At 59.7% G+C, this 19,272-nt stretch carries 14 protein-coding genes and 3 tRNA genes; 6 read left to right on the forward strand and 11 right to left on the reverse strand.

Annotated features, from left to right (window positions below; genetic code table 11):
* Positions 1–26 precede the first annotated feature (26 nt).
* Both J7412_RS14520 and J7412_RS14525 read left to right on the forward strand, forming a co-directional pair.
* Entirely contained in the window at positions 27–1,856 is a 1,830-nt protein-coding gene (locus J7412_RS14520) for a sensor domain-containing diguanylate cyclase (RefSeq protein ID WP_209079292.1), read from the forward strand.
* A gap of 417 nt (positions 1,857–2,273) precedes the next feature.
* The gene (locus tag J7412_RS14525) at positions 2,274–3,389 is read left to right on the forward strand and encodes a Hint domain-containing protein (protein ID WP_209079293.1); all 1,116 of its coding nucleotides are present in this window, start codon (positions 2,274–2,276) and stop codon (positions 3,387–3,389) included.
* Positions 3,390–3,474: 85 nt separating this feature from the next.
* Here the strand turns inward: J7412_RS14525 and J7412_RS14530 are convergent, their stop codons facing one another.
* The 5 genes from J7412_RS14530 to J7412_RS14550 all read right to left on the reverse strand — a co-directional run bounded on the left by J7412_RS14530 (position 3,475) and on the right by J7412_RS14550 (position 10,210).
* Positions 3,475–6,030 carry a penicillin-binding protein 1A gene (locus J7412_RS14530; RefSeq protein ID WP_209079294.1) on the reverse strand — a complete coding sequence of 852 codons (2,556 nt, stop codon included), beginning with the start codon at positions 6,028–6,030 and terminating at the stop codon, positions 3,475–3,477.
* Positions 6,031–6,168: 138 nt separating this feature from the next.
* Positions 6,169–6,933: a hypothetical protein gene (locus J7412_RS14535; protein WP_209079295.1), complete on the reverse strand. Its 765-nt coding sequence runs from the start codon at positions 6,931–6,933 to the stop codon at positions 6,169–6,171.
* Between the two features lie 94 nt (positions 6,934–7,027).
* Positions 7,028–7,459 (reverse strand): NUDIX hydrolase, encoded by a 432-nt coding sequence (locus tag J7412_RS14540; protein ID WP_209079296.1) that lies wholly within the window; start codon positions 7,457–7,459, stop codon positions 7,028–7,030.
* A gap of 149 nt (positions 7,460–7,608) precedes the next feature.
* On the reverse strand, positions 7,609–8,871 hold the full coding sequence (locus tag J7412_RS14545; RefSeq protein ID WP_209079297.1) for an N-acetylmuramoyl-L-alanine amidase: 1,263 nt from the start codon (positions 8,869–8,871) through the stop codon (positions 7,609–7,611).
* A gap of 187 nt (positions 8,872–9,058) precedes the next feature.
* Positions 9,059–10,210: an aminotransferase class I/II-fold pyridoxal phosphate-dependent enzyme gene (locus J7412_RS14550; RefSeq protein WP_209079298.1), complete on the reverse strand. Its 1,152-nt coding sequence runs from the start codon at positions 10,208–10,210 to the stop codon at positions 9,059–9,061.
* Between the two features lie 41 nt (positions 10,211–10,251).
* Between J7412_RS14550 and J7412_RS14555 the strand changes: the two genes are divergently transcribed.
* Together J7412_RS14555 and J7412_RS14560 are read left to right on the forward strand one after the other, a co-directional pair.
* Positions 10,252–11,598: a M48 family metalloprotease gene (locus J7412_RS14555; protein ID WP_209063525.1), complete on the forward strand. Its 1,347-nt coding sequence runs from the start codon at positions 10,252–10,254 to the stop codon at positions 11,596–11,598.
* 14 nt (positions 11,599–11,612) lie between these two features.
* Positions 11,613–12,359 carry a DsbA family protein gene (locus J7412_RS14560; protein ID WP_209079299.1) on the forward strand — a complete coding sequence of 249 codons (747 nt, stop codon included), beginning with the start codon at positions 11,613–11,615 and terminating at the stop codon, positions 12,357–12,359.
* Positions 12,360–12,562: 203 nt separating this feature from the next.
* Here J7412_RS14560 and ispG read toward each other — a convergent pair whose 3' ends face one another.
* The 3 genes from ispG to hemA form a co-directional block, all read right to left on the reverse strand.
* The gene (ispG, locus tag J7412_RS14565) at positions 12,563–13,693 is read right to left on the reverse strand and encodes a flavodoxin-dependent (E)-4-hydroxy-3-methylbut-2-enyl-diphosphate synthase (protein WP_209063529.1); all 1,131 of its coding nucleotides are present in this window, start codon (positions 13,691–13,693) and stop codon (positions 12,563–12,565) included.
* Positions 13,694–13,860: 167 nt separating this feature from the next.
* Positions 13,861–15,069, reverse strand: a complete 1,209-nt coding sequence (locus J7412_RS14570) for a RodZ domain-containing protein (RefSeq protein WP_209079300.1) — start codon at positions 15,067–15,069, stop codon at positions 13,861–13,863.
* A gap of 111 nt (positions 15,070–15,180) precedes the next feature.
* Entirely contained in the window at positions 15,181–16,404 is a 1,224-nt protein-coding gene (gene hemA / locus J7412_RS14575; RefSeq protein ID WP_209079301.1) for a 5-aminolevulinate synthase, read from the reverse strand.
* Between the two features lie 224 nt (positions 16,405–16,628).
* Here hemA and J7412_RS14580 point away from each other — a divergent pair, with 224 nt between their 5' ends.
* Entirely contained in the window at positions 16,629–18,011 is a 1,383-nt protein-coding gene (locus tag J7412_RS14580; RefSeq protein ID WP_209079302.1) for a M20/M25/M40 family metallo-hydrolase, read from the forward strand.
* Positions 18,012–18,150: 139 nt separating this feature from the next.
* On the opposite strand, the gene J7412_RS14585 is transcribed toward J7412_RS14580, so the two are convergent.
* A tRNA-Asp gene (locus J7412_RS14585) sits at positions 18,151–18,227 on the reverse strand.
* A gap of 66 nt (positions 18,228–18,293) precedes the next feature.
* Positions 18,294–18,370: transfer RNA gene (locus tag J7412_RS14590), tRNA-Asp, on the reverse strand.
* Between the two features lie 225 nt (positions 18,371–18,595).
* On the opposite strand from J7412_RS14590, the gene J7412_RS14595 reads away from it, so the two are divergent.
* Positions 18,596–18,787, forward strand: a complete 192-nt coding sequence (locus J7412_RS14595) for a hypothetical protein (RefSeq protein WP_209063537.1) — start codon at positions 18,596–18,598, stop codon at positions 18,785–18,787.
* Between the two features lie 374 nt (positions 18,788–19,161).
* Here J7412_RS14595 and J7412_RS14600 read toward each other — a convergent pair.
* Positions 19,162–19,237 (reverse strand) — tRNA-Val (locus J7412_RS14600).
* Between the last annotated feature and the right edge of the window lie 35 nt (positions 19,238–19,272).

Consider the following 19,272-nt stretch of genomic DNA (forward strand, 5'->3'; position numbering starts at 1 on the left):
CCGACTTTCTTTCCAGGACCACCCCTATGCGCACGCTCGCCAAGATCTCTTTCACCGCCCTTTTTGGCCTCTCCGGGGCTGCTGCCGCCCTGTTTGGCGTGATGCAGGTCTCTGTGCCCATCGTTGAGAAACTGATGGAGGCCGACCTGCGCAAACAGTCAGAGCTCTGGCACCGCCGCGTGGTCCTGCATCTTGATGACCCGTCCCGCACCTTCCTGCATGGAGAGTTGACAAGCGACAACATCACTTATTTCGAACTTCTCCCCGAAGCTTCCGATGTGTACCGCTTCAAAATCTATGACACCGAGGGCACTGTGATCTGGTCCACCCGCCCCGGAGAAAGAGGCCTGTCGGACGCGGATACCTTCCCCGCAGGTGAAATCATGCAAGGGATCACCTCCTACCGTCGCGAGCAAAAACCTGCCTCTGAGATTGACGGGCTGGCTCTACATGCCCTGTCAGAGGATGTCGCAACGCATGAGGTGGCGGAACTCTATGAACCGGTTATTTCCAACGGCCGGGTGATCGGGGCGCTTGAATTTTACACCGACATCACCGATGTCCGCAAAAGCTTCCTGTTTCGCGTCCGTGTGCTGCTCACCGCGCTCACCGCACTGGCCATTGCCACGGTCAGTATCGTGGCCGTGCTGCTCTATCGCGCCAATCGCCGCCAGTATCAGACCCTCACCAACCGCAGCGCCAAAGAAAAAGATCTGCTGAACGAACAGCTCAAGCTGGCGCGCAATGTCAAACTGCTGGGCGAGCTAAACGAATGGCTGCAATCCAGCCGCTCTCTGGAAGAGCTGTTTGACATGGTCAAACGCTTCATGACCCACATCCTGCCGGATTCTGAAGGCAGCATTTACGTCTATTCCAACTCCCGCGATGTGCTGGATGGCTGGGCCAGCTGGAACGGTGGCGAGCACAAGGATCACATTCATCCCGACGAATGCTGGGGCCTGCGCCGTGGCCGCACCTATGAGTTTGGCGACAGTGAAATCAACTTCACCTGCTCACATGCTGAGCCGCACAACGATCACCCCTATTTCTGCTTCCCCATTCTGGCGCATGGCGAAACCGTTGGCCTGCTGCATCTGCGCGCCAAGAGCGCAGACGCCGAGGTGTTTCATGCCAACCGCGATCTGGCGCAGATGTGCTCGGAACAGATTTCCATGGCGATTGCCAATGTGCGCATGCGCGACGAGCTGCATGACCAATCGGTGCGCGACCCGCTCACCGGCCTGTTCAACCGCCGCCACATGAATGAAACCCTGCGCAAAACCATCAGCGACAGCCAGCGCAGCACAGACCCGTTCTCTGTTGTGGCGATCGACGTGGACCACTTCAAGAAGTTCAACGACACCCACGGCCATGACGCAGGCGACATGGTGCTGCGCGCGGTTGGCTCGGTGCTGCAGCAGGATTGTGACCGTGACGATGTGGCCTGCCGCCCCGGCGGCGAAGAATTCACCGTGGTTCTGCCAAACAGTGATCTTGAAACCGCTCAGGAACGCGCCGAAACCCTGCGCCGCGCGGTGGAAAACATCAAAGTGCGTTATGGCGAAAAGACCCTGCCACGCATCACCATCTCGGTCGGCATCGCGACCTATCCGGCGCATGGCACCCTGCCGCAGATGCTGCTGCGCAGCGCGGACGACGCGCTCTATCAGGCCAAAGCGCAGGGCCGCAACCGCGTGGTCGTGGCGGACGCGCTGGAAACCGGCGAACACGAAGGCGAACTTTGGGAAAAGACCATGCCCACCGCCCTGCCCGCCGCCGCTCCGGACACGCCAACATCTGAGGACACCCCCCCAGAAGATCGGGCAGAAGACGCCCCCAAGAAAAAAGCCAGCTAAAACAACAGCGGCTCTGCCCCGGCAGGGCCGTTTCTTCTTGCGGGAGCAGCACCTTAGGGACGCGTACCCGCAGCGCATTGCTGACCATCCAGCGTGATTGCGCAGGCGCCACATTCCTTCCCGGATCACCACCCTCTTCAGCGCGGCACTGCCCCTCAGCCCGCGCCCGTCCTTGCCTCCTGCAAGGGCGACTTACCTGCGTTTGCAGGGGCAGCTGGCACGCCATGCGGTCTCGCTAAAAATGTGCTACAATCGCCATGGCATGCGCCTCAAATTATCTAAATTTCGCCCGATTTGATTAGTAGTTTTTTCCCAGAAACCGAGGAGAACCTCAGGTTTTTGAGAATTTTGGTTAACAGGCACCCTTGTTGAGAAGCGACAAAGATTGGGTGTCTGCCCTGTGAGAAGTGTTTTTAGATGCCTAGTTTTAGTATCGTCGGGGGGAACTCCACGACGTTCACAGATACGACGCCCAATGGCGGTTTCGTCATCGATTTTGTGCGGCTCGACAACAGCCTGAATGTGCAGATCAACGGGGTTAATCTGTTTGTCGGCGGCCCCGGTGGCGCGGCAACGGAGCTGCAGTTTCAGACCGCGAGCACCTCTGGTCAGACCGTCAGATTTGCCGATGGCGACCGCTACGCCAGCGACACGCCAGAGATTTGGCAGCTGAACGGCACCGCCGCAAACCCCATTTTCCGGCTGCAGGTGGACCCGGACGGCACGGTCACGCTGTCTGGTGTGAAATCCAACGGCGGCGTGCTTGAGCCGCTGGAACTGTTCAACGGGCTCTCTGTGAACTCCGCAGCGGTGGCCGCCGCGTGGAATGACAGCGGCTCAAACACCATTGTCGTGGATCAGATCGTCACCGGCCCCACAAACGCCAGCGGCGAATTTGTCGATGTGCCCTGCTTCACCACCGGCACGTTAATTGACACCCTGTTTGGCCCCAAGCCGATTGAAAGCCTGCAGGTCGGCGACATGGTTCTGACCTATGATTGTGACTATGAACCGATCCGCTGGATTGGCTCGCGCAAGGTCACCGCGGCGCAGCTGCGTGCCAAACCCAAGCTCAAGCCGATCCTGATCCGCGCCAACGCGCTGGGGCTGGGATACCCGAAACAGGATTTGCAGGTCTCCCCGCAGCACCGCCTTCTGGTGTCCTCAAAGGTCGCCATGCGCATGTTCGGCTCCAAAGACGTGCTGATCCCCGCGCAAAAACTGCTGCCGATGGATGGCATTGAGGTGGTGGGCGACACCACAGAGGGTGTGGAGTACTGGCATATCCTGTTTGACAGCCATCAGGTGGTCTGGTCCAACGGTGCGCCCTCAGAAAGCCTCTACACCGGCCCGCAGGCGCTCAAGGCGCTGTCCCCTGAGGGGCGCGCGGAAATCCAGAGCCTGTTCCCGGAGATTTGCCAACCGGACTTCAAGCCCATTTCGGCCCGCCACATTCCGGAAAAAGGCAAGCAGGTCAAAAAGATGATCGAACGGCATCAGGCCAACAACAAGCCTTTGTACTGCCACTTCTGAGCACTGCACTGCCGCCAGTGCGGCCCCTGCTTCAGCGTTCGAAAAGAGCCTCAAGCAACGCCCCCGATCAACGGGGGCGCTGAGCTTAGTAGAGCCCGCCGGAACTCACCGTGCCAAAGTCGGCTTTCGGGCCAACAATGCCGGTGCCGCCTGAGGAGGTGGTCACCTCGCGGCCCTGCGACGTAGCAACCTCTTCCACCAGCGGCAGGTTCTGCCCCATGGCAAAGCCACCGTCATAGGTGATGCCAAACACCGGCTCCTCGCCATCCCGGAAATACTCCGCCACCACATTTGTGCCGCTCGCGTCCCCATCCAGACGCGCACCGGTGTAGCGGTCGATCTTGATGAAATGGCCACCAGGCGGTACGCGGAATTTGCCACCACCGTATTTCTGGATCGCCTCTTCCATGAACTCCTGGAACACCGGACCACAGGTGGTGCCGCCAAAGGCCCCACGGCCCAGCGGGCGCGGACGGTCATGGCCGATGTAACAGCCCGCCACGATGTTGCTGGTGAAACCAACAAACCAGACATCTTTGGCCTCATTGGTGGTGCCGGTCTTTCCGGCCACAGGCACCGGCAGTTTGATCTGGCTGCTGGCGGTGCCGCGTGTGACCACGCCTTCCATCATCGAGGTCAGCTGATAGGCGGTCACCGCATCCATCACGCGCTCTCGGTTGGTCACGATGCGCGGGCCACGGGTGGCCGGGATCGTCGCATCAAGACAATCGGTACATTCGCGCTGATCATGGCGATAGATGGTCTTGCCATAGCGGTCCTGCACCCGGTCCACCAGAGTGGGTTCCACCCGCTCGCCGCCATTGGCAAACATCGCATAGGCCGCCACGATCTGATAAAGCGTGGTCTCATCCGCACCCAGCGAGTTCGCCAGAAACGGTCCCATGTCTTCATAGACACCAAAGCGCTCCGCATAGCGCGCCACGGTCTCCATGCCCACCTCCTGCGCCAGACGGATGGTCATCAGGTTCCGGCTCTGCTCAATGCCCGTGCGCATCGGCGTCGGGCCGTAGAACTTGTTGGTGGAGTTTTTCGGACGCCACACCCCCTGCGGGGTGTCGATCTCAATCGGTGCGTCAATCACGATGGTCGCGGGCGAATAGCCGCTATCAAGCGCTGAGGCATAGACAAAGGGTTTGAAGCTGGAGCCCGGCTGACGCTTGGCCTGTGTGGCGCGGTTAAACACCGTGTCCTGATAGCTGAAGCCGCCCTGCATGGCGATCACACGTCCGTTGTTCACGTCCATCGCCATAAAGCCGCCCTGCACCTCCGGCACCTGCCGCAGAGACCAGCGCACAAACTCGCCGGTGTCATCCTTGGTGATCGCACGCACCAGCACCACATCCCCGACGGAGACCAGATCCCCGGCCACCCGCGCCTGACGGCCCAGCGAGCCGTCCGCCTGACGCTTGCGCGCCCAGGTCACGTCATTGGCGGCAATCCAGTGACCGTCCTCATCATCCTCGATGCCTTCGATCCCGATGCGCGCGTCGTTTTTGCCAACCCGCAGCACCACGGCCGGATACCACTGCCCCTCAAGGTCCACATCCCGCGGCAGAGAGACCTCCGCCAGCGCCCCGCGCCAGGCGATTTCATCTTCCAGAAGGCCCGCGTCAATCACCTGCCCCGTGCCGCGCCAGACACCGCGGCTGCGGTCATATTTCTCAAGCGCACGGCGCAGCGCCTTGGCGGCAACCTTCTGCATCTCCGGATCTTCGGTGGAGCGCACGGTCATACCGCCAGAGAAAAACTCGTCTTCGCCAAAATCCCGGCTCAGCTGGCGGCGGATCTCATCGGTGAAGTAGTCCCGCGGCGGCAGGGTCGATTTGAAGCTTGCATAATCGCCGTTCTGCACCGAGCGCAGCGGCAGCTCCTTTTCGGCCTCATAAACCGCCTGCGTGATATAGCCGTTCTCCGCCATTTCCTTCAGCACAAAGTTGCGCCGCGCCAACACGCGCTCTTTGTTGCGCACCGGATGGAATTTGCCCGGCGCCTTGGGCATGGAGGCCAGCGTCGCCGCCTCATGAGGCGCAAGCTGCTCCAGCGATTTGTTGAAATAGGTCTGCGCGGCGGCGGCCACACCATAGGAGTTCTGACCGAGGAAAATCTCGTTCATGTAGAGCTCAAGGATCTGTTCCTTGGTCAGCGTCTCTTCCACGCGGGTAGCCAGAATGATCTCTTTGATCTTGCGCTCGATGCGACGGTCACCGGACAGAAGGAAGTTCTTCATCACCTGCTGGGTGATGGTGGAAGCCCCGCGCACGCTGCCACCCCGGCTTTGCACCGCCTCAACAGCCGCCGCCGCAATCCCGCGCGCGTCGTAGCCTGAGTGGTGGTAAAAGTTCTTATCTTCTGCGGAGATAAAGGCCTCTTTGACCAGATCCGGGATCTCCTCGGCAGGCACAAACAGACGCCGCTCCTTGGCAAACTCGTCAATGATATGGCCTTCACCGGAATAGATCCTGCTGATGGTCGGCGGTTTGTACTGCGCCAGGCTTTCGTGGCTTGGCAGCTCTTGGCCGTAGATCCAGAACACCGCCCCGATGGAGAGCGCCACAACGGCCAGCCCCATGGTAACAAAGGTGAAAATGGTTCCAAAGAAAGACAGGATAAATCGTATCACGCCGAAGGCCTTTTAAGTCGGGTCTGCTAGCCTCTCTATATAGAGGCCCGGGAGGCGGGTCAAAACACCTCTCCGTTTCAACGCGCGAATATGCGCCGCGTTAAATGAGACTGGCAGACTCTAGATGCCCGGAGTTATTCAGTCGCGGCCATACAAAGAGTAGTTCCCTACTTCCACAGCAACTTTACCGTCAGGCAAAGGGATTGAGAGCGCGTCAGTTCGTCCGTTCAATTTTTGCAGGGCTGCCACGCGCCCCGCTCGCACGACCTCCGCCACCTTTGTTGCATTGAGATCTTTTGGAGTTTGATCTTTACAAGCGCCCTCTTTCTCCCAGAGGCTGCGGGATATCGGCCCTGCAGTGACCGAAGTAATCACAGAGCCTGCCACACGCGTTTCATCTTCAATATCCTCAGCATTTACGATCGTCTTGATAGTTTCCGCCATCAACACGACGCTATCTTGGAAAGTCATATTTGCGAGCTTTTCCATTTCTTCCGTCGCAACATCGCCGTCGCCACGCGCTTCGTCATTCATGCATTTGCGCGCAACAAAGGCCCAGTCATGAACAATATAGGCTGGTCCAAATGTCCAAGCATTGAACCCTCTTAAGGCCTGAACCCCGCGTGGAATCGAGCCACCATCGGTATAAAACGCTTCGGGTGTAATGATCTCACTTCCTGGCGCAGGGTTATTTGATGGATCACGCCTAAAAACGAGCGGCTCAGTCGTGTGAGGAACATAGAGAAATTGGCCATCGCCCAAAGGTGCATCTATGGCCGAACCGACCCAATATAGCTGCGCTTTTCCGACAAACTCCCCCGCCTTCACATCATTGTAGGAAACTTGAGCACAGCCAGCCACGCCAACGATGGCAAACAAACTAAATCCAAGAAAACACTTCATTTAACCACCTCTGAAACCAATACCGGTTACAGTGTGTGTAAAAGTCAGAGTGAAATCAATCCAGGCGTGCTCTTAGCGCCCAGACACCCGCGCCTCACCCCGCGTCGCGCTGCTCCAGATACTCCGCCAGACGCGTTTTCATAATGGGCACTGCATTGGCCATCCGCAAATAGCGGGAGACATCCCACATGCGCCAGGCCTGCCCTTCCTCGCCCAGCCGCAGCCGATTGATATCCAGATCCGGCACCTCAGCGACAAAGAACCACGTCACCACCTCGCCCTGCCGGCCTGAGGCATAGCGCCGCCGATAGGTCAGCGCCTCTTCATCGAGCCGCAGTCCCAGCTCTTCGCGCAGCTCGCGCAACGCGCAAGTCTCCGGGCTTTCCCCCTTCTCACGTCCGCCGCCGGGAAAATCCCACATGTTTGGGAAGGGAATGTCCGCCGTGTCATCGCGCAGGATCGAGACCAGCTGATCGCCTTTCAAAATGGCCAGCTTGGCCCCCTCAAAATCGGTAAATTCGCGCATCGCAGCCCGCTCTTATGTTCAACTACCCCAGCCTATCACTCGACGGGCTTCTGTCCGGAAAGGAAAGCCGCGCGCCTTCAAATCTCCGTGCATGGGCAAAGCTTCGCCGATCCGCCCTGCCGCGTCCAGCCCGTTCACTGCCAAGCTGCTCACTGCCGGACCAACGCCCGCGCTGCCTTATCGTCCTCGACCCAGGCCATCAGCCCGTCACGCAAGCCCGCCGCCATCGCCGCGCGCCAGCCAGGATCCTGCAGATTGGCGAGATCACGTTGCGAGGACATAAAGCCCAGTTCCACCAGTACCGAGGGCACATCTGCCGCCTTCAAGACAGAAAAAGCCCCTTCTCTCATCGGCTTACGATTCAAAGTTACGGTGCTTTCCTTCAGCGCATCCACCAAGGAGCGCGCCAACCTGTCGGTGCGCGGCTCGGTCTCCATACGCGCCAGATCAAGCAGCACATCGGTCACCTCATCATCCGCGCCGGACAGATCCACCCCGGAGAGGATATCCGCCCGGTCATGGCGCTCCGCCAGAAGGGCTGAAGCCGCGTCACTGGCGTCGTCAGACAGGGTGTAGATCGTGGCGCCCTTGGCATTGCCCTGGCTCAGGCTGTCGGCATGCAGCGACAGAAACACATCCACCTGATGCTGATGCGCCAGCGCGACGCGGCGCTCCAGCGAGACAAACTCATCCGCATCCCGCGTCATCACCACCTCAAAGCCGCCCGAACGGCGCAGAAGATCCCGTAGCTCGCGCGCAAACAGCAGCATCAGGTCTTTCTCCTGCGTCTCGCCCCGCTCCGCCCCCGGATCAATCCCGCCATGGCCCGGATCAATCATCACTTTGGTTGGCGCCCAATCTGGCCGTGCCTCAGGCGCAGGCTCCGTGGCCGGCGCGGGCAGATCCCAGCGCGGATCATACGGCGCCCCTGCCTCTGCGGCAAACGCAGCCGCTTCGGTTGGGGTCAGCAACAGCGACAGGCGCGCCCGCCCCGTGGCCTCCGCCACCGACATCTCAGCGCTTTGAACCTTCAGCGGCGCGGCCAGATCCAGCACCATGCGGCTCCAGCCCGGGCGATAGGCCCCAAAGCGCACCGCCGCTACGCCTTCGGCGGCCCCAAGTTCGGCCGCCTCAAGCTGCCCCCAGTCAATCTCGCGAAAATCCAGCACCACGCGGCGCGGCGCATCCAGCGTGAACACCCGCCAGGGCACCCCCTGGCTCAGGCTCAGCTCCAAGGCCGTGGCCCCACGGCGCGCATCAGACAGGCCGCTTTGCGCCACATCCAGGCGCGCCAGCGCCGAGAAGCCCTCTTCCTGCGCAGCCCCTGCCACCGGTGCCAGACACACAGTCAGCGCCAAAGCTGCCCCCCGTGCCAAAGCCTGAATGCCGCCCGCTCGTTTGCCAAAAATCATGCTCGTCTCACCGCTCTTGCGCGTTCTTGTTGGCCAGAGTCTACACCAGCCGCGCGCCGCTCGCCACGACAGACTTGCGCGACCCAAGCGGCCTTCCTCTTGCCGAAAATATCCCGGGGTGAATTGGCCCGAAGGGCCAAGAGGGGCTGGCCCCTCCCTGCCCTCTCAATGTGCCAATTCAGACGTGCTAGACCGCCCCGCGCGCCGCCAGGAAGCGCTGCAAGCGTGCCAAGCCTTCCGCGATGTCCTCGCTGCTGCGCGCATAGGAGAAGCGCAGCGTCTGATGCCCGCGCACCGGATCAAAATCGAGCCCCGGCGTGACCGCCACTCCGGCCTGCTCCAGAATCTCCTGCGCAAAGGCGCGGCTGTCGTTGGTGTAATTGCTCACATCCACATAGACATAAAACGCCCCGTCCGGCGGCGCGAATTTGGAAAAGCCCGCTTTGGGCAGCCCCTCGATCATCATGGCGCGGTTGGCGCGGTAGACCGCCATATTCGCTTCCAGCTCGTCGTGGCAATCCATCGCCGCCAATGCTGCCACCTGACTTGCGTGTGGCGCGCAGATAAACATGTTCTGCGCCAGCCGTTCGACCTTGCGCACGTGGTCCTCAGGCACCACCATCCAGCCCACACGCCAGCCGGTCATGCTGAAGTATTTAGAGAATGAGTTGATCACATAGCATTCATCGGTCAGCTCCAGCGCAGTGACCGCTTTGGCCTCATACTCAATGCCGTGATAGATCTCATCGCTGATGAAGGCCGCGTCTTTCTCCTGACAGAGATCAATCAGCGCCCCCATGGCGGCTGTGTCGAGCATCGTGCCTGTGGGGTTGGCCGGAGAGGCCACCATCAGCCCCTCAAAATCCATCGCGCGCAGATCCTCAGGCACCGGCTGTAGGCGGTTTTGCGGCGCGGTCTGGATATCCAGTGGCTCAAGGCTCAGCGCTTTGAGGATCTGGCGATAGCTCGGATAACCCGGCGCACCAATCGCCACACGTTCGTCTGCGTCAAACAGCGCAGAAAACGCCAGCACAAACGCGCCCGAAGAGCCCGGGGTCACGATCACGCGGTTGGGGTTCAGATCCACATTGTACCAGTCGCCATAAAGCTTGGCGATGCGCGCGCGCAGCTCCGGAATGCCCAAAGCCACCGTATAGCCAAGCGCCCCCTGCTCCATCTGTTGGCTCAGCGCATGGCGCGCGGCTTGCGGCGCGGCGGTGCCCGGCTGGCCCACTTCCATATGTATGATGTGGCGTCCGGCTTCCTCGGCCTGACGCGCCGCTTCCATCACATCCATCACAATGAAGGGATCAACCGCCCCACGTCTTGAGTTCCGCATGAATTTGTTCCCTAGTGTCGCTCATGAGGTTTCACCGCGAAATGACGGCGCCGTCAATCACCGCTTTGCGCATCCACGCCGTCACTCTGGTGACGCTGCTTGCCCTGTTGATCACCACCCCGATGGCCCGGGCGGTTTCGCTGATCCGCGACCCGGATATCGAATACGCCCTGAGCAGAATGGCCGCCCCCATTCTGACGGCTGCGGGCCTTGGTGGAAACGTCAAAATCCTTCTGGTGAACGACAACAGCCTCAACGCCTTTGTCGTTGATCCGCAACATATTTTCATCCACACCGGCATGATCATGCGGATGGAAACGCCGGAGATGCTGCAGGCGGTGATCGCCCATGAGGCGGCCCATATCGCCAACGGTCACCTGACCCGCCGCATCGCCAATCTTGATTCGGCACGCAATGCTTCAACCCTTGGTCTGGCCCTTGCGCTGGCTGCCGCTGCGGCGTCGGGCCGCGGCGATGTCGCCGCCGGTGTCGCGCTTGGCACCCAAAGCTCTGCCCTTCGGCAATTTCTCGCCCACACACGGGCAGAAGAAGCCTCCGCCGACCAATCCGCCGTGCGCTACATGGCCTCTGCCGGGATCGACCCTGCGGGCGCTGTCGATGTGCACCAGCTCTTTGTTGGCCAGGAGCTGCTGAATGTCTCCCGCCAGGATCCTTACATGCGTTCCCACCCACTGTCGCGTGACCGGGTGCGCGCCATGGAACGTTTTGTCGCCGCCTATACCGGCAAAAGCCGCCCGCAGCCCGAAATGGACTATTGGTATGACCGGGCGCGCTCCAAGATCACAGCGTTCATGCGCCCGACCAAATGGACCTTGCAACGCGCCAGTGAAAGCCGCGCTGACGACGTGCGCCACATGCGCCTTGCGGTGGCCTATCATCGCCAGCAAAACAGCTCTGAGGCGCTGGCCCATATCAACAAGGCCATCGCGCTGCGCCCCAATGATGCCTTCTACTACGAACTCAAAGGTCAGATCCTGCTGGAAAGCCGCCAGTTCCAAAGCGCGGTGACCGCCTATCGCAAGGCCGCAGAGCTTGAACCGCGCAATCCGCTGATCCTTGGCGGGCTGGGCCGCTCCCTGTTGACGGTGAACCGCCCCAAAGAGGCGCTCAAACATCTGGAGAATGCGCGGGCGCGTGACTTCCGCAATGCCAAGCTGCTGCGCGATCTCGGCTCCGCCTATGCCCAGACCGGCCAGCCCGGCATGGCCTCTCTGGCCACGGCAGAGCGCTATGCCCTTGCCAATCGCCTCAAAGATGCCGACATACACGCCCAACGCGCCCTGACCCGCCTGCCGCGCGGATCAAGCGCCGCGCGCCGTGCCCAAGACATCGTGTCCGCTGCAAAGCGTGCCCAAAAGAAAAAGTGATGGAGAAACCCCAGATGAAACGCCTTTTCGCCCCCGCCCTCGTCGCCCTCGGGCTCAGCGCCACCTCCGCGATGGCCTTTGACATCGACAGCATGTCTGAAGAAGAGCGCGGCGCGTTTCGCGATGAAATCCGCGCCTACCTGCTCGAAAACCCCGAAGTGATCATGGAGGCTGTCGCCATCCTTCAGGCGCGCCAGGAGCAGACGCAGGAGCAGGATGACCTCGCGCTGGTCGCGGCCAACACCGAGCGCCTGTTTAATGACGGCTACAGCTGGGAAGGTGGCAACCCTGAGGGCGACATCACGCTGGTGGAATTTGTCGACTACCGCTGTGGCTACTGCCGCAAGGCCCATGACGAGGTGGCCGAGCTGATCAAATCTGACGGCAACATTCGCTTCATCGTCAAAGAATACCCCATCTTGGGCGAAGCCTCCGAGCTGAGCTCCCGCTTTGCCATCGCCGTGAAGCAGAAGCTGGGCAATGAGTCCTACAAACTGGCCCATGACGCGCTCATCAAAATGCGCGGTGACGTGACCGAGCGCTCCCTGACCCGCCTGTCCAAAGGCCTCGGCTTTGACGCCGCCCCGCTGCTTGCGCATATGAACAGCGACGAGGTCACCGAGGAGATCATGACCACCCGCCTGCTCGCCCGTGACATGCGGATCACCGGCACGCCCTCCTTTGTGATGCAAGACGAGATGCTGCGCGGCTACGTCCCGCTGGAAGGCATGCGCTCCATCGTGGCTGACAAACGCGGCTAATCCGCACCGCCCTCTTTCCAAAAACAAAAGCAGCGGCCCGGCCGCTGCTTTTTTTGTGGTGTAGTGTTGCGCAACGTGCGGCGCGTTAAGCCGCCAAAATCGCGATTTTGCACCTACGCAATACCGTAGGGATACCGACGCGATACCGACGTCCCGTTTTGGCCCCGTCTGGCGCCGTTAACCTTTGGCGCAAAAATCGGAAGTTATTCCGCTGCCTCTGCTGCGGCCTTCGCCGCTTCCAGCTCTGCGGCCTTGGCTTCCACCTGCTCAACGATGTGTTCCACCATATCGTCGTTGGACATCCGGTGGCTCTGCTTACCGGCAAGATAGACCATGCCATTGCCATTGCCGCCGCCGGTCCAGCCCACGTCGGTCATCAGCGCCTCACCCGGACCGTTCACAACGCAGCCAATGATCGACAGGCTCATCGGCGTGTGGATGTGTGCGAGCCTTTCTTCCAATGTTTCCACGGTCTTAATCACATCAAACCCTTGGCGGGCGCAGCTTGGGCAGCTGATGATATTCACCCCACGGTGGCGCAGGCCAAGGCTTTTGAGGATCTCAAAACCGACCTTCACCTCTTCCACCGGATCGGCACTCAGGCTCACGCGCAGGGTGTCGCCGATCCCCATCCACAGTAGTTGGCCAAGGCCAATCGCGGATTTGATCGTGCCGCTGACAAAGCCGCCCGCCTCGGTGATGCCAAGGTGGATCGGCGCATCTGTCGCGTCCGCAAGCAGCTGATAGGCGGCTGCCGACATGAACACATCAGAGGCTTTCACCGAGATTTTGAACTCGTGAAAATCGTTATCCTGCAGGATCTTAATATGGTCGAGACCACTCTCCACCATCGCATCCGGGCACGGCTCACCGTATTTTTCCAAGAGGTGTTTCTCAAGGCTGCCGGCGTTCACCCCGATACGGATGGAGCACCCGTGATCCTTGGCCGCCGCGATCACTTCTTTGACGCGCTTCTCATCACCGATGTTGCCCGGATTGATCCGCAGACAGGCCGCACCGGCCTCCGCCGCCTCAATCGCGCGTTTGTAGTGGAAGTGAATATCCGCCACGATCGGCACGGGGCTTTCTTTTGTGATTTCTTTCAAGGCCTTGGTGGCGGCCTCATCCGGCGCTGAAATACGGACAATATCCGCCCCGGCCTCTGCTGCGGCCAGCACCTGCCCCAAAGTGGCCTTCACATCACCGCTGTCGGTGTTGGTCATGGTCTGCACCGCAATCGGGGCATCGCCACCCACAGGCACATTGCCCACCATGATCTGGCGCGACTTGCGTCGCTCGATATTACGCCAAGGGCGAATGTGGTTCATCGACATGGCAGGCCCCCTCATCAGAGCATGGAAACAGCTTTCTGCCTATCTAGTCGCTCTGCACAGTCGGGGCAATGCACGATAAAGAAAAGCGCAGCCCAAGCTGCGCTCTGCCAATGTTATACCGCTGAAAAGTCTGAGGATTTTGCGACGCCTTGACGGCGGTGGGACGCTTATTCCTCGCCCACCACCACATCTGTTGCCGCAGCCAGAGCGACAATACGGGCCAGCTCAGGATCATCATCCAGATCAGCCACCTGATACCCCTCTTTCAGAGCATCCATCGCCAGCGGCAGATCCCGCGCCACGCTGGTGCCCTCACCAGCCGGGCCGTAGATTTCACCGTTGAGCTTGAAGTAGACAGAGCCGCTCATGCCCGCGCGCAGGATTGGCGCTTCTTCGGTGGCGGGCAGCACATATTCCTCACCGGCGTTGAGGATTTTCTCAAACAACACTGTGCCATCCGCGCCGCGCACGCGCACCCACGCCGGGCGCACCGCCATCACGACGATTTCCGGTGCTTCTTCCTCTACCACAATCGGGATCGGGCGATCTTCTTCCGGCACCACAGCTGCGACCAGCTCCGGCACTTCGGGCGTGAACACACCGATGTTGTCCGGGTTCAGCTGGGAAATCGGTGCATCACGCGCCACCAGCACAGGCACGTCCAACGCCTGAGGGCGATAGAGACGGTCCAGCGCCTCAGACGGCGCAAACACGCCTGCCCCGGCTTCCGCAAGCTCTGCGCCTTCAAGATCATCGCCATCATCGGTCGCACGGGCCGCGCCTTCCAGCGGGTCCAGATCACTCAGCACAACTGGTGTCTGCTCCACTGGGGCCAAAGTCACCCGTTGAATTTCGTTGAGCACCGACCAGCCGCCATAGCCAATCCCTGCAATCAGCGCGAGCAAGACCACCGAGGATCCGATGGCGCGCAGCTCTATACGGGACAGAAGGGATTCCTGGATCGGCGTGAAGGGGGCATTGGCACCGGAGAACGGATCACTTGACACAATAGGTGCCGCCTTCTCCGTCTTGCGTGCGCCGGAGGCCTCTGCAGACATGCCATGCGCGGTGGTGAAGCCACTTTCTGCACAGAAAGTGTCAAACGCCTGCTCAGGGTCCATGCCGAGGTAACGTGCATAAGAGCGCACATAACCCGCAATAAAGCCCGGCGTTTCAAAAGCGGATGGATCGCAGTTTTCGATGGCAGCGACGTAACTTGCGCGTATTCGGAGCTCGCGTTGCACATCCAGCAGCGACTTGCCCAAAGTCGCCCGTTCGCCTCGCATCATATCGCCTAGGCTCACGGCAAAGTCGTCGTAACCTTTCGGTCCCTCGGATACCTCTTCGGTATCGCGCTTGGATCTGCGCCCGATCATCCCAAATGCCTCGTTTAGCAACGCCGGTCCGTTCTTCCCCCGATTCGGACCGATCCCCTTGTTAAACAATACTATACCATATGTGGTATAATTGAGAACAATATGTGTTGGTTAACCTGCCAGGTCGGCACGATTCAGCGCACAGTGACTCCAGAGTGAATCCAAAGCATGCACAAGCGCATCAATCTCTTTCGGACCATGCACTGGCGACGGCGTGAAACGCAGGCGTTCTGTGCCGCGCGGAACCGTCGGGAAATTGATCGGCTGCACGTAAATTCCATAGTCTTCCAGCAGGTGATCAGACAGGATTTTGGTGTGCACCGGATTGCCCACAATCACAGGCACAATATGACTGCCATGATCGATGATCGGCAGGCCCAGACCTTTCAGGCGCAGCTTCAGGATCTTTGCTTGCGTCTGGTGACGTTCGCGCAGCGCCTGATCGGTTTTCAGATGCGCAACAGAAGCCGCAGCACCGGCCGCCACAGCAGGTGGCAGAGATGTGGTAAAGATGAAGCCTGGCGCATAAGATCTTACGGCGTCACACATTTTTTCGGATGCGGCGATGTAGCCGCCCATCACGCCATAAGCTTTGGCAAGGGTGCCGTTGATGATGTCGATGCGATGGGCAAGGTTGTCACGCTCGGTCACGCCACCGCCGCGCGGGCCGTACATGCCAACCGCGTGGACCTCATCAATGTAGGTCAGCGCGCCAAACTCATCCGCCAGATCGCAGAGCGCCTCGATCGGGCCAAAATCACCATCCATGGAGTAGACAGATTCAAAGGCGATCAGCTTGGGCGCTGCCGGATCATCAGCCTCAAGCAGGCTGCGCAGATGGTCCACATCATTGTGCTTGAAAATACGCTTCGCCCCGCCGTTGCGGCGCACACCTTCGATCATGGAGGCGTGGTTCAATTCGTCGGAATATATGATTAATCCCGGGAAGAGTTTTGGCAAAGTACTTAAAGTTGCATCGTTTGCGATGTAGGCGCTGGTGAAAAGCAGCGCTGATTCTTTGCCGTGCAGATCCGCCAGCTCCGCCTCAAGGCGTTTGTGATAGACGGTCGTGCCGGAGATATTGCGGGTGCCGCCAGAGCCTGCACCGGTGGCATCAACAGCCTCGTGCATCGCCTCCAGCACCACAGGGTTCTGCCCCATGCCGAGATAGTCGTTGCCACACCACACGGTGATCGGGCGCTGGGTGCCATCAGGACGGGTCCATGTGGCATGCGGGAAATGACCTTGCTGACGTTCGATATCAATGAACGTGCGATAGCGCCCTTCTTCGTGCAAACGATTGAGAGCGTCATCTAGCTTTGCAGTGTAATCCACAGTGGCTTTCCTTTTTCCCGGCCAGATCATCACGGGGATGGAACTGACTGAATATTAGAGCTGTTCTAAACCTCAACAGCGTCTTGGGCAATGGGTAGCAAACTGACAAAGTGTAGCACTTTGATATCGATCAATGTGTTAACGCCCTGCTCTGGACACCCCAGATTCGAATGTTACGGTTTGCGCAAATCGCTGCACCCGTGGCGCATAGAAAAGGAGTTCTCATGACACTTGATCCAGTCCTCTCCCGGATTGACGCAAATATGCCAGAGGCCATCGATCGTTTGTTCGATTTGCTGCGCATCAAGTCGATCTCAACCGATCCGGCTTTTGACGCGGATGTCGAAGCCGCCGCCGACTGGCTGGTGAAAGACCTGCAAAGCCTTGGCATCGCAGCAGAAAAGCGTATGACCACAGGCCATCCAATGGTCGTGGGCCATGTGGAGGGCCCCAGCGAAGACAGCCCCCATATCCTGTTTTACGGCCACTATGATGTGCAGCCGGTGGACCCGCTGGAACTCTGGGACCGCGATCCATTTGATCCAGCACTTGAAGATACCGACGCAGGCCAAGTGATCCGCGCCCGCGGCGCTTCTGATGACAAAGGTCAGCTGATGACCTTCGTGGAAGCCTGCCGCGCATGGATCGCAGAACACGGCGCCCTGCCCTGCAAAATCACGTTCCTGTTTGAGGGCGAAGAAGAATCAGGCTCACCAAGCCTTGTGCCCTTCCTGCAGGAAAACGCCGAGGAGCTGAGCTGTGACATTGCTTTGATCTGTGACACCGGCCTGTTTGAAAGCGCCGTGCCTGCGATCACCACCATGCTGCGGGGTCTCTTGGGGGAAGACTTTACCATCACCGGCCCGTCGCGCGACCTGCACTCGGGCATGTACGGCGGCATCGCGATGAACCCGATCCGCGTGCTGAGCAAAATTCTTGCGGGCCTGCATGATGAAACCGGCGCTGTGACGCTGGATGGCTTTTATGACGACGTGCCCGAACTGCCTGACGACATCCGCGCGCAGTGGCAGGGGCTGAACTTTGATCACGCCACATATCTTGGCGATGTCGGCCTTAAGGCACCCGCCGGTGAGCAGGACCGCACACCACTGGAGCAAATCTGGTCCCGCCCGACATGTGATGTGAATGGCATCTGGGGCGGCTACACTGGCGATGGCTTTAAAACGGTTCTGCCGTCTCAGGCCTCCGCAAAACTGTCGTTCCGTCTGGTCGGCCAGCAAGATCCGGACAAAATCCGCGCGGCCTTCCGCAGCTATCTGGAGAGCAATCTGCCCGAAGGCTTCACCGTGGAGTATCGCACCGAGAAAGGCTCTGGTGCCTCCCATATGTCCATTGACGATCCGGCGTTTGAGAAAGCCCGCAGCGCCCTGAGCGACGAATGGCCCCGCCCTGCCGCCTATGTGGGCTGTGGCGGCTCGATTCCGATCGCGGGCTACTTCAAAGAGATTCTCGACATGGATTCGATGCTGATCGGCTTTGGCCGGGATGACGACCAAATCCACTCGCCCAACGAAAAATATGATGTGGAGAGCTTTCACAAAGGCACCCGCTCCTGGGCGCGAATCCTTGAAGCACTCACACGCTAAGACACTAGAATCATGCAAAAATCAGAAACGCGCCCTTTGGGCGCGTTTTTTCTGTGGCAGGTTAAAAACGGCGCAACAAGGCGCAGATAACGCGCGCTTATAAGCGACCAAATCAACCAACTTTTGAGGGAGGAAGAAGTGGCGCGGTTGACGGGGCTCGAACCCGCGACCCCCGGCGTGACAGGCCGGTACTCTAACCAACTGAGCTACAACCGCGCATATATCTTCGCCTTTCGGCATGACCCTTTACCCGAAGGCACCCAAGGTCGGGGCTGGCAGCGATGGCGCGGTTGACGGGGCTCGAACCCGCGACCCCCGGCGTGACAGGCCGGTACTCTAACCAACTGAGCTACAACCGCTCGCTGCTCGCTGTTTGGCGTGTGCCCCTCAGCGTGTGGTGGGGTTTATGCTGAGCGCTTAGGCGCGTCAAGCGGATATCCGCACGAAAATCGAAGAAATTTCACAAGCCCCTGCCAACCCGTATTTTTTCCGTTATGCACGACGTCGGGTTCGCTTTGAGCAATGACGGTTTTGTGATTAGATAGGCGCACTCGATTCAATTGCTTTTTGAAGGACAAAACAAAATGAAACCGATTTATGCTGCCCTTTGCATCGCCGGCCTGACCCTTGCAGCTTGTGGCCAACAAGAAGAGCCGGCCCCGATCACTGTACAGCCAAGCTTTGACAAAGCAGGCGACGCAAGCTGCCCAGGTGGCTATGAGCTGCAGAGCACCGAAACCGGCGCGCTGATCTGCTCCCCAATCGTCGCAGGCTAATTCAGAGCCAAGACGTGTTTCACCCCTTAAAGCGGCCCTCTGGGGCCGCTTTTGTCTTGGAGGCCCCTCGCGTAGGACATGACGGGTTCAAGCCCCCTCCCCCGAGGCAGTTTCCAGCCCGAACAGATCCTCAAACGCCCCGTCTCACTCCACCACGGTCCTTCAAAGAACTCCGCGGCGAAGCATCTGATAGCCCACCTGCGCGACTCGCGACCCGCGTGAGGAATCAGCCAACCCGCCCACGCGACGAAAGAAAGGCGGAGCGCGATTCCAAAGATCAAACGGTGCAGCAGTGAGGAATAAACAAGAGGCAGCAAAAGCCAAAGATCAGAGACACCGTCTGGCGTCCGGTAGAGCTACATTCTGAAGGAGAATGGTGGGTCGTGAGAGGCTCGAACTCCCGACATCTTCGGTGTAAACGAAGCGCTCTACCAACTGAGCTAACGACCCGGTGAGGGCGGATTTAGAGAATACCGCGGGGGAGC

This window comes from Shimia sp. R9_3, assembly GCF_017743755.1.
Taxonomy (GTDB): Bacteria; Pseudomonadota; Alphaproteobacteria; order Rhodobacterales; family Rhodobacteraceae; genus Shimia.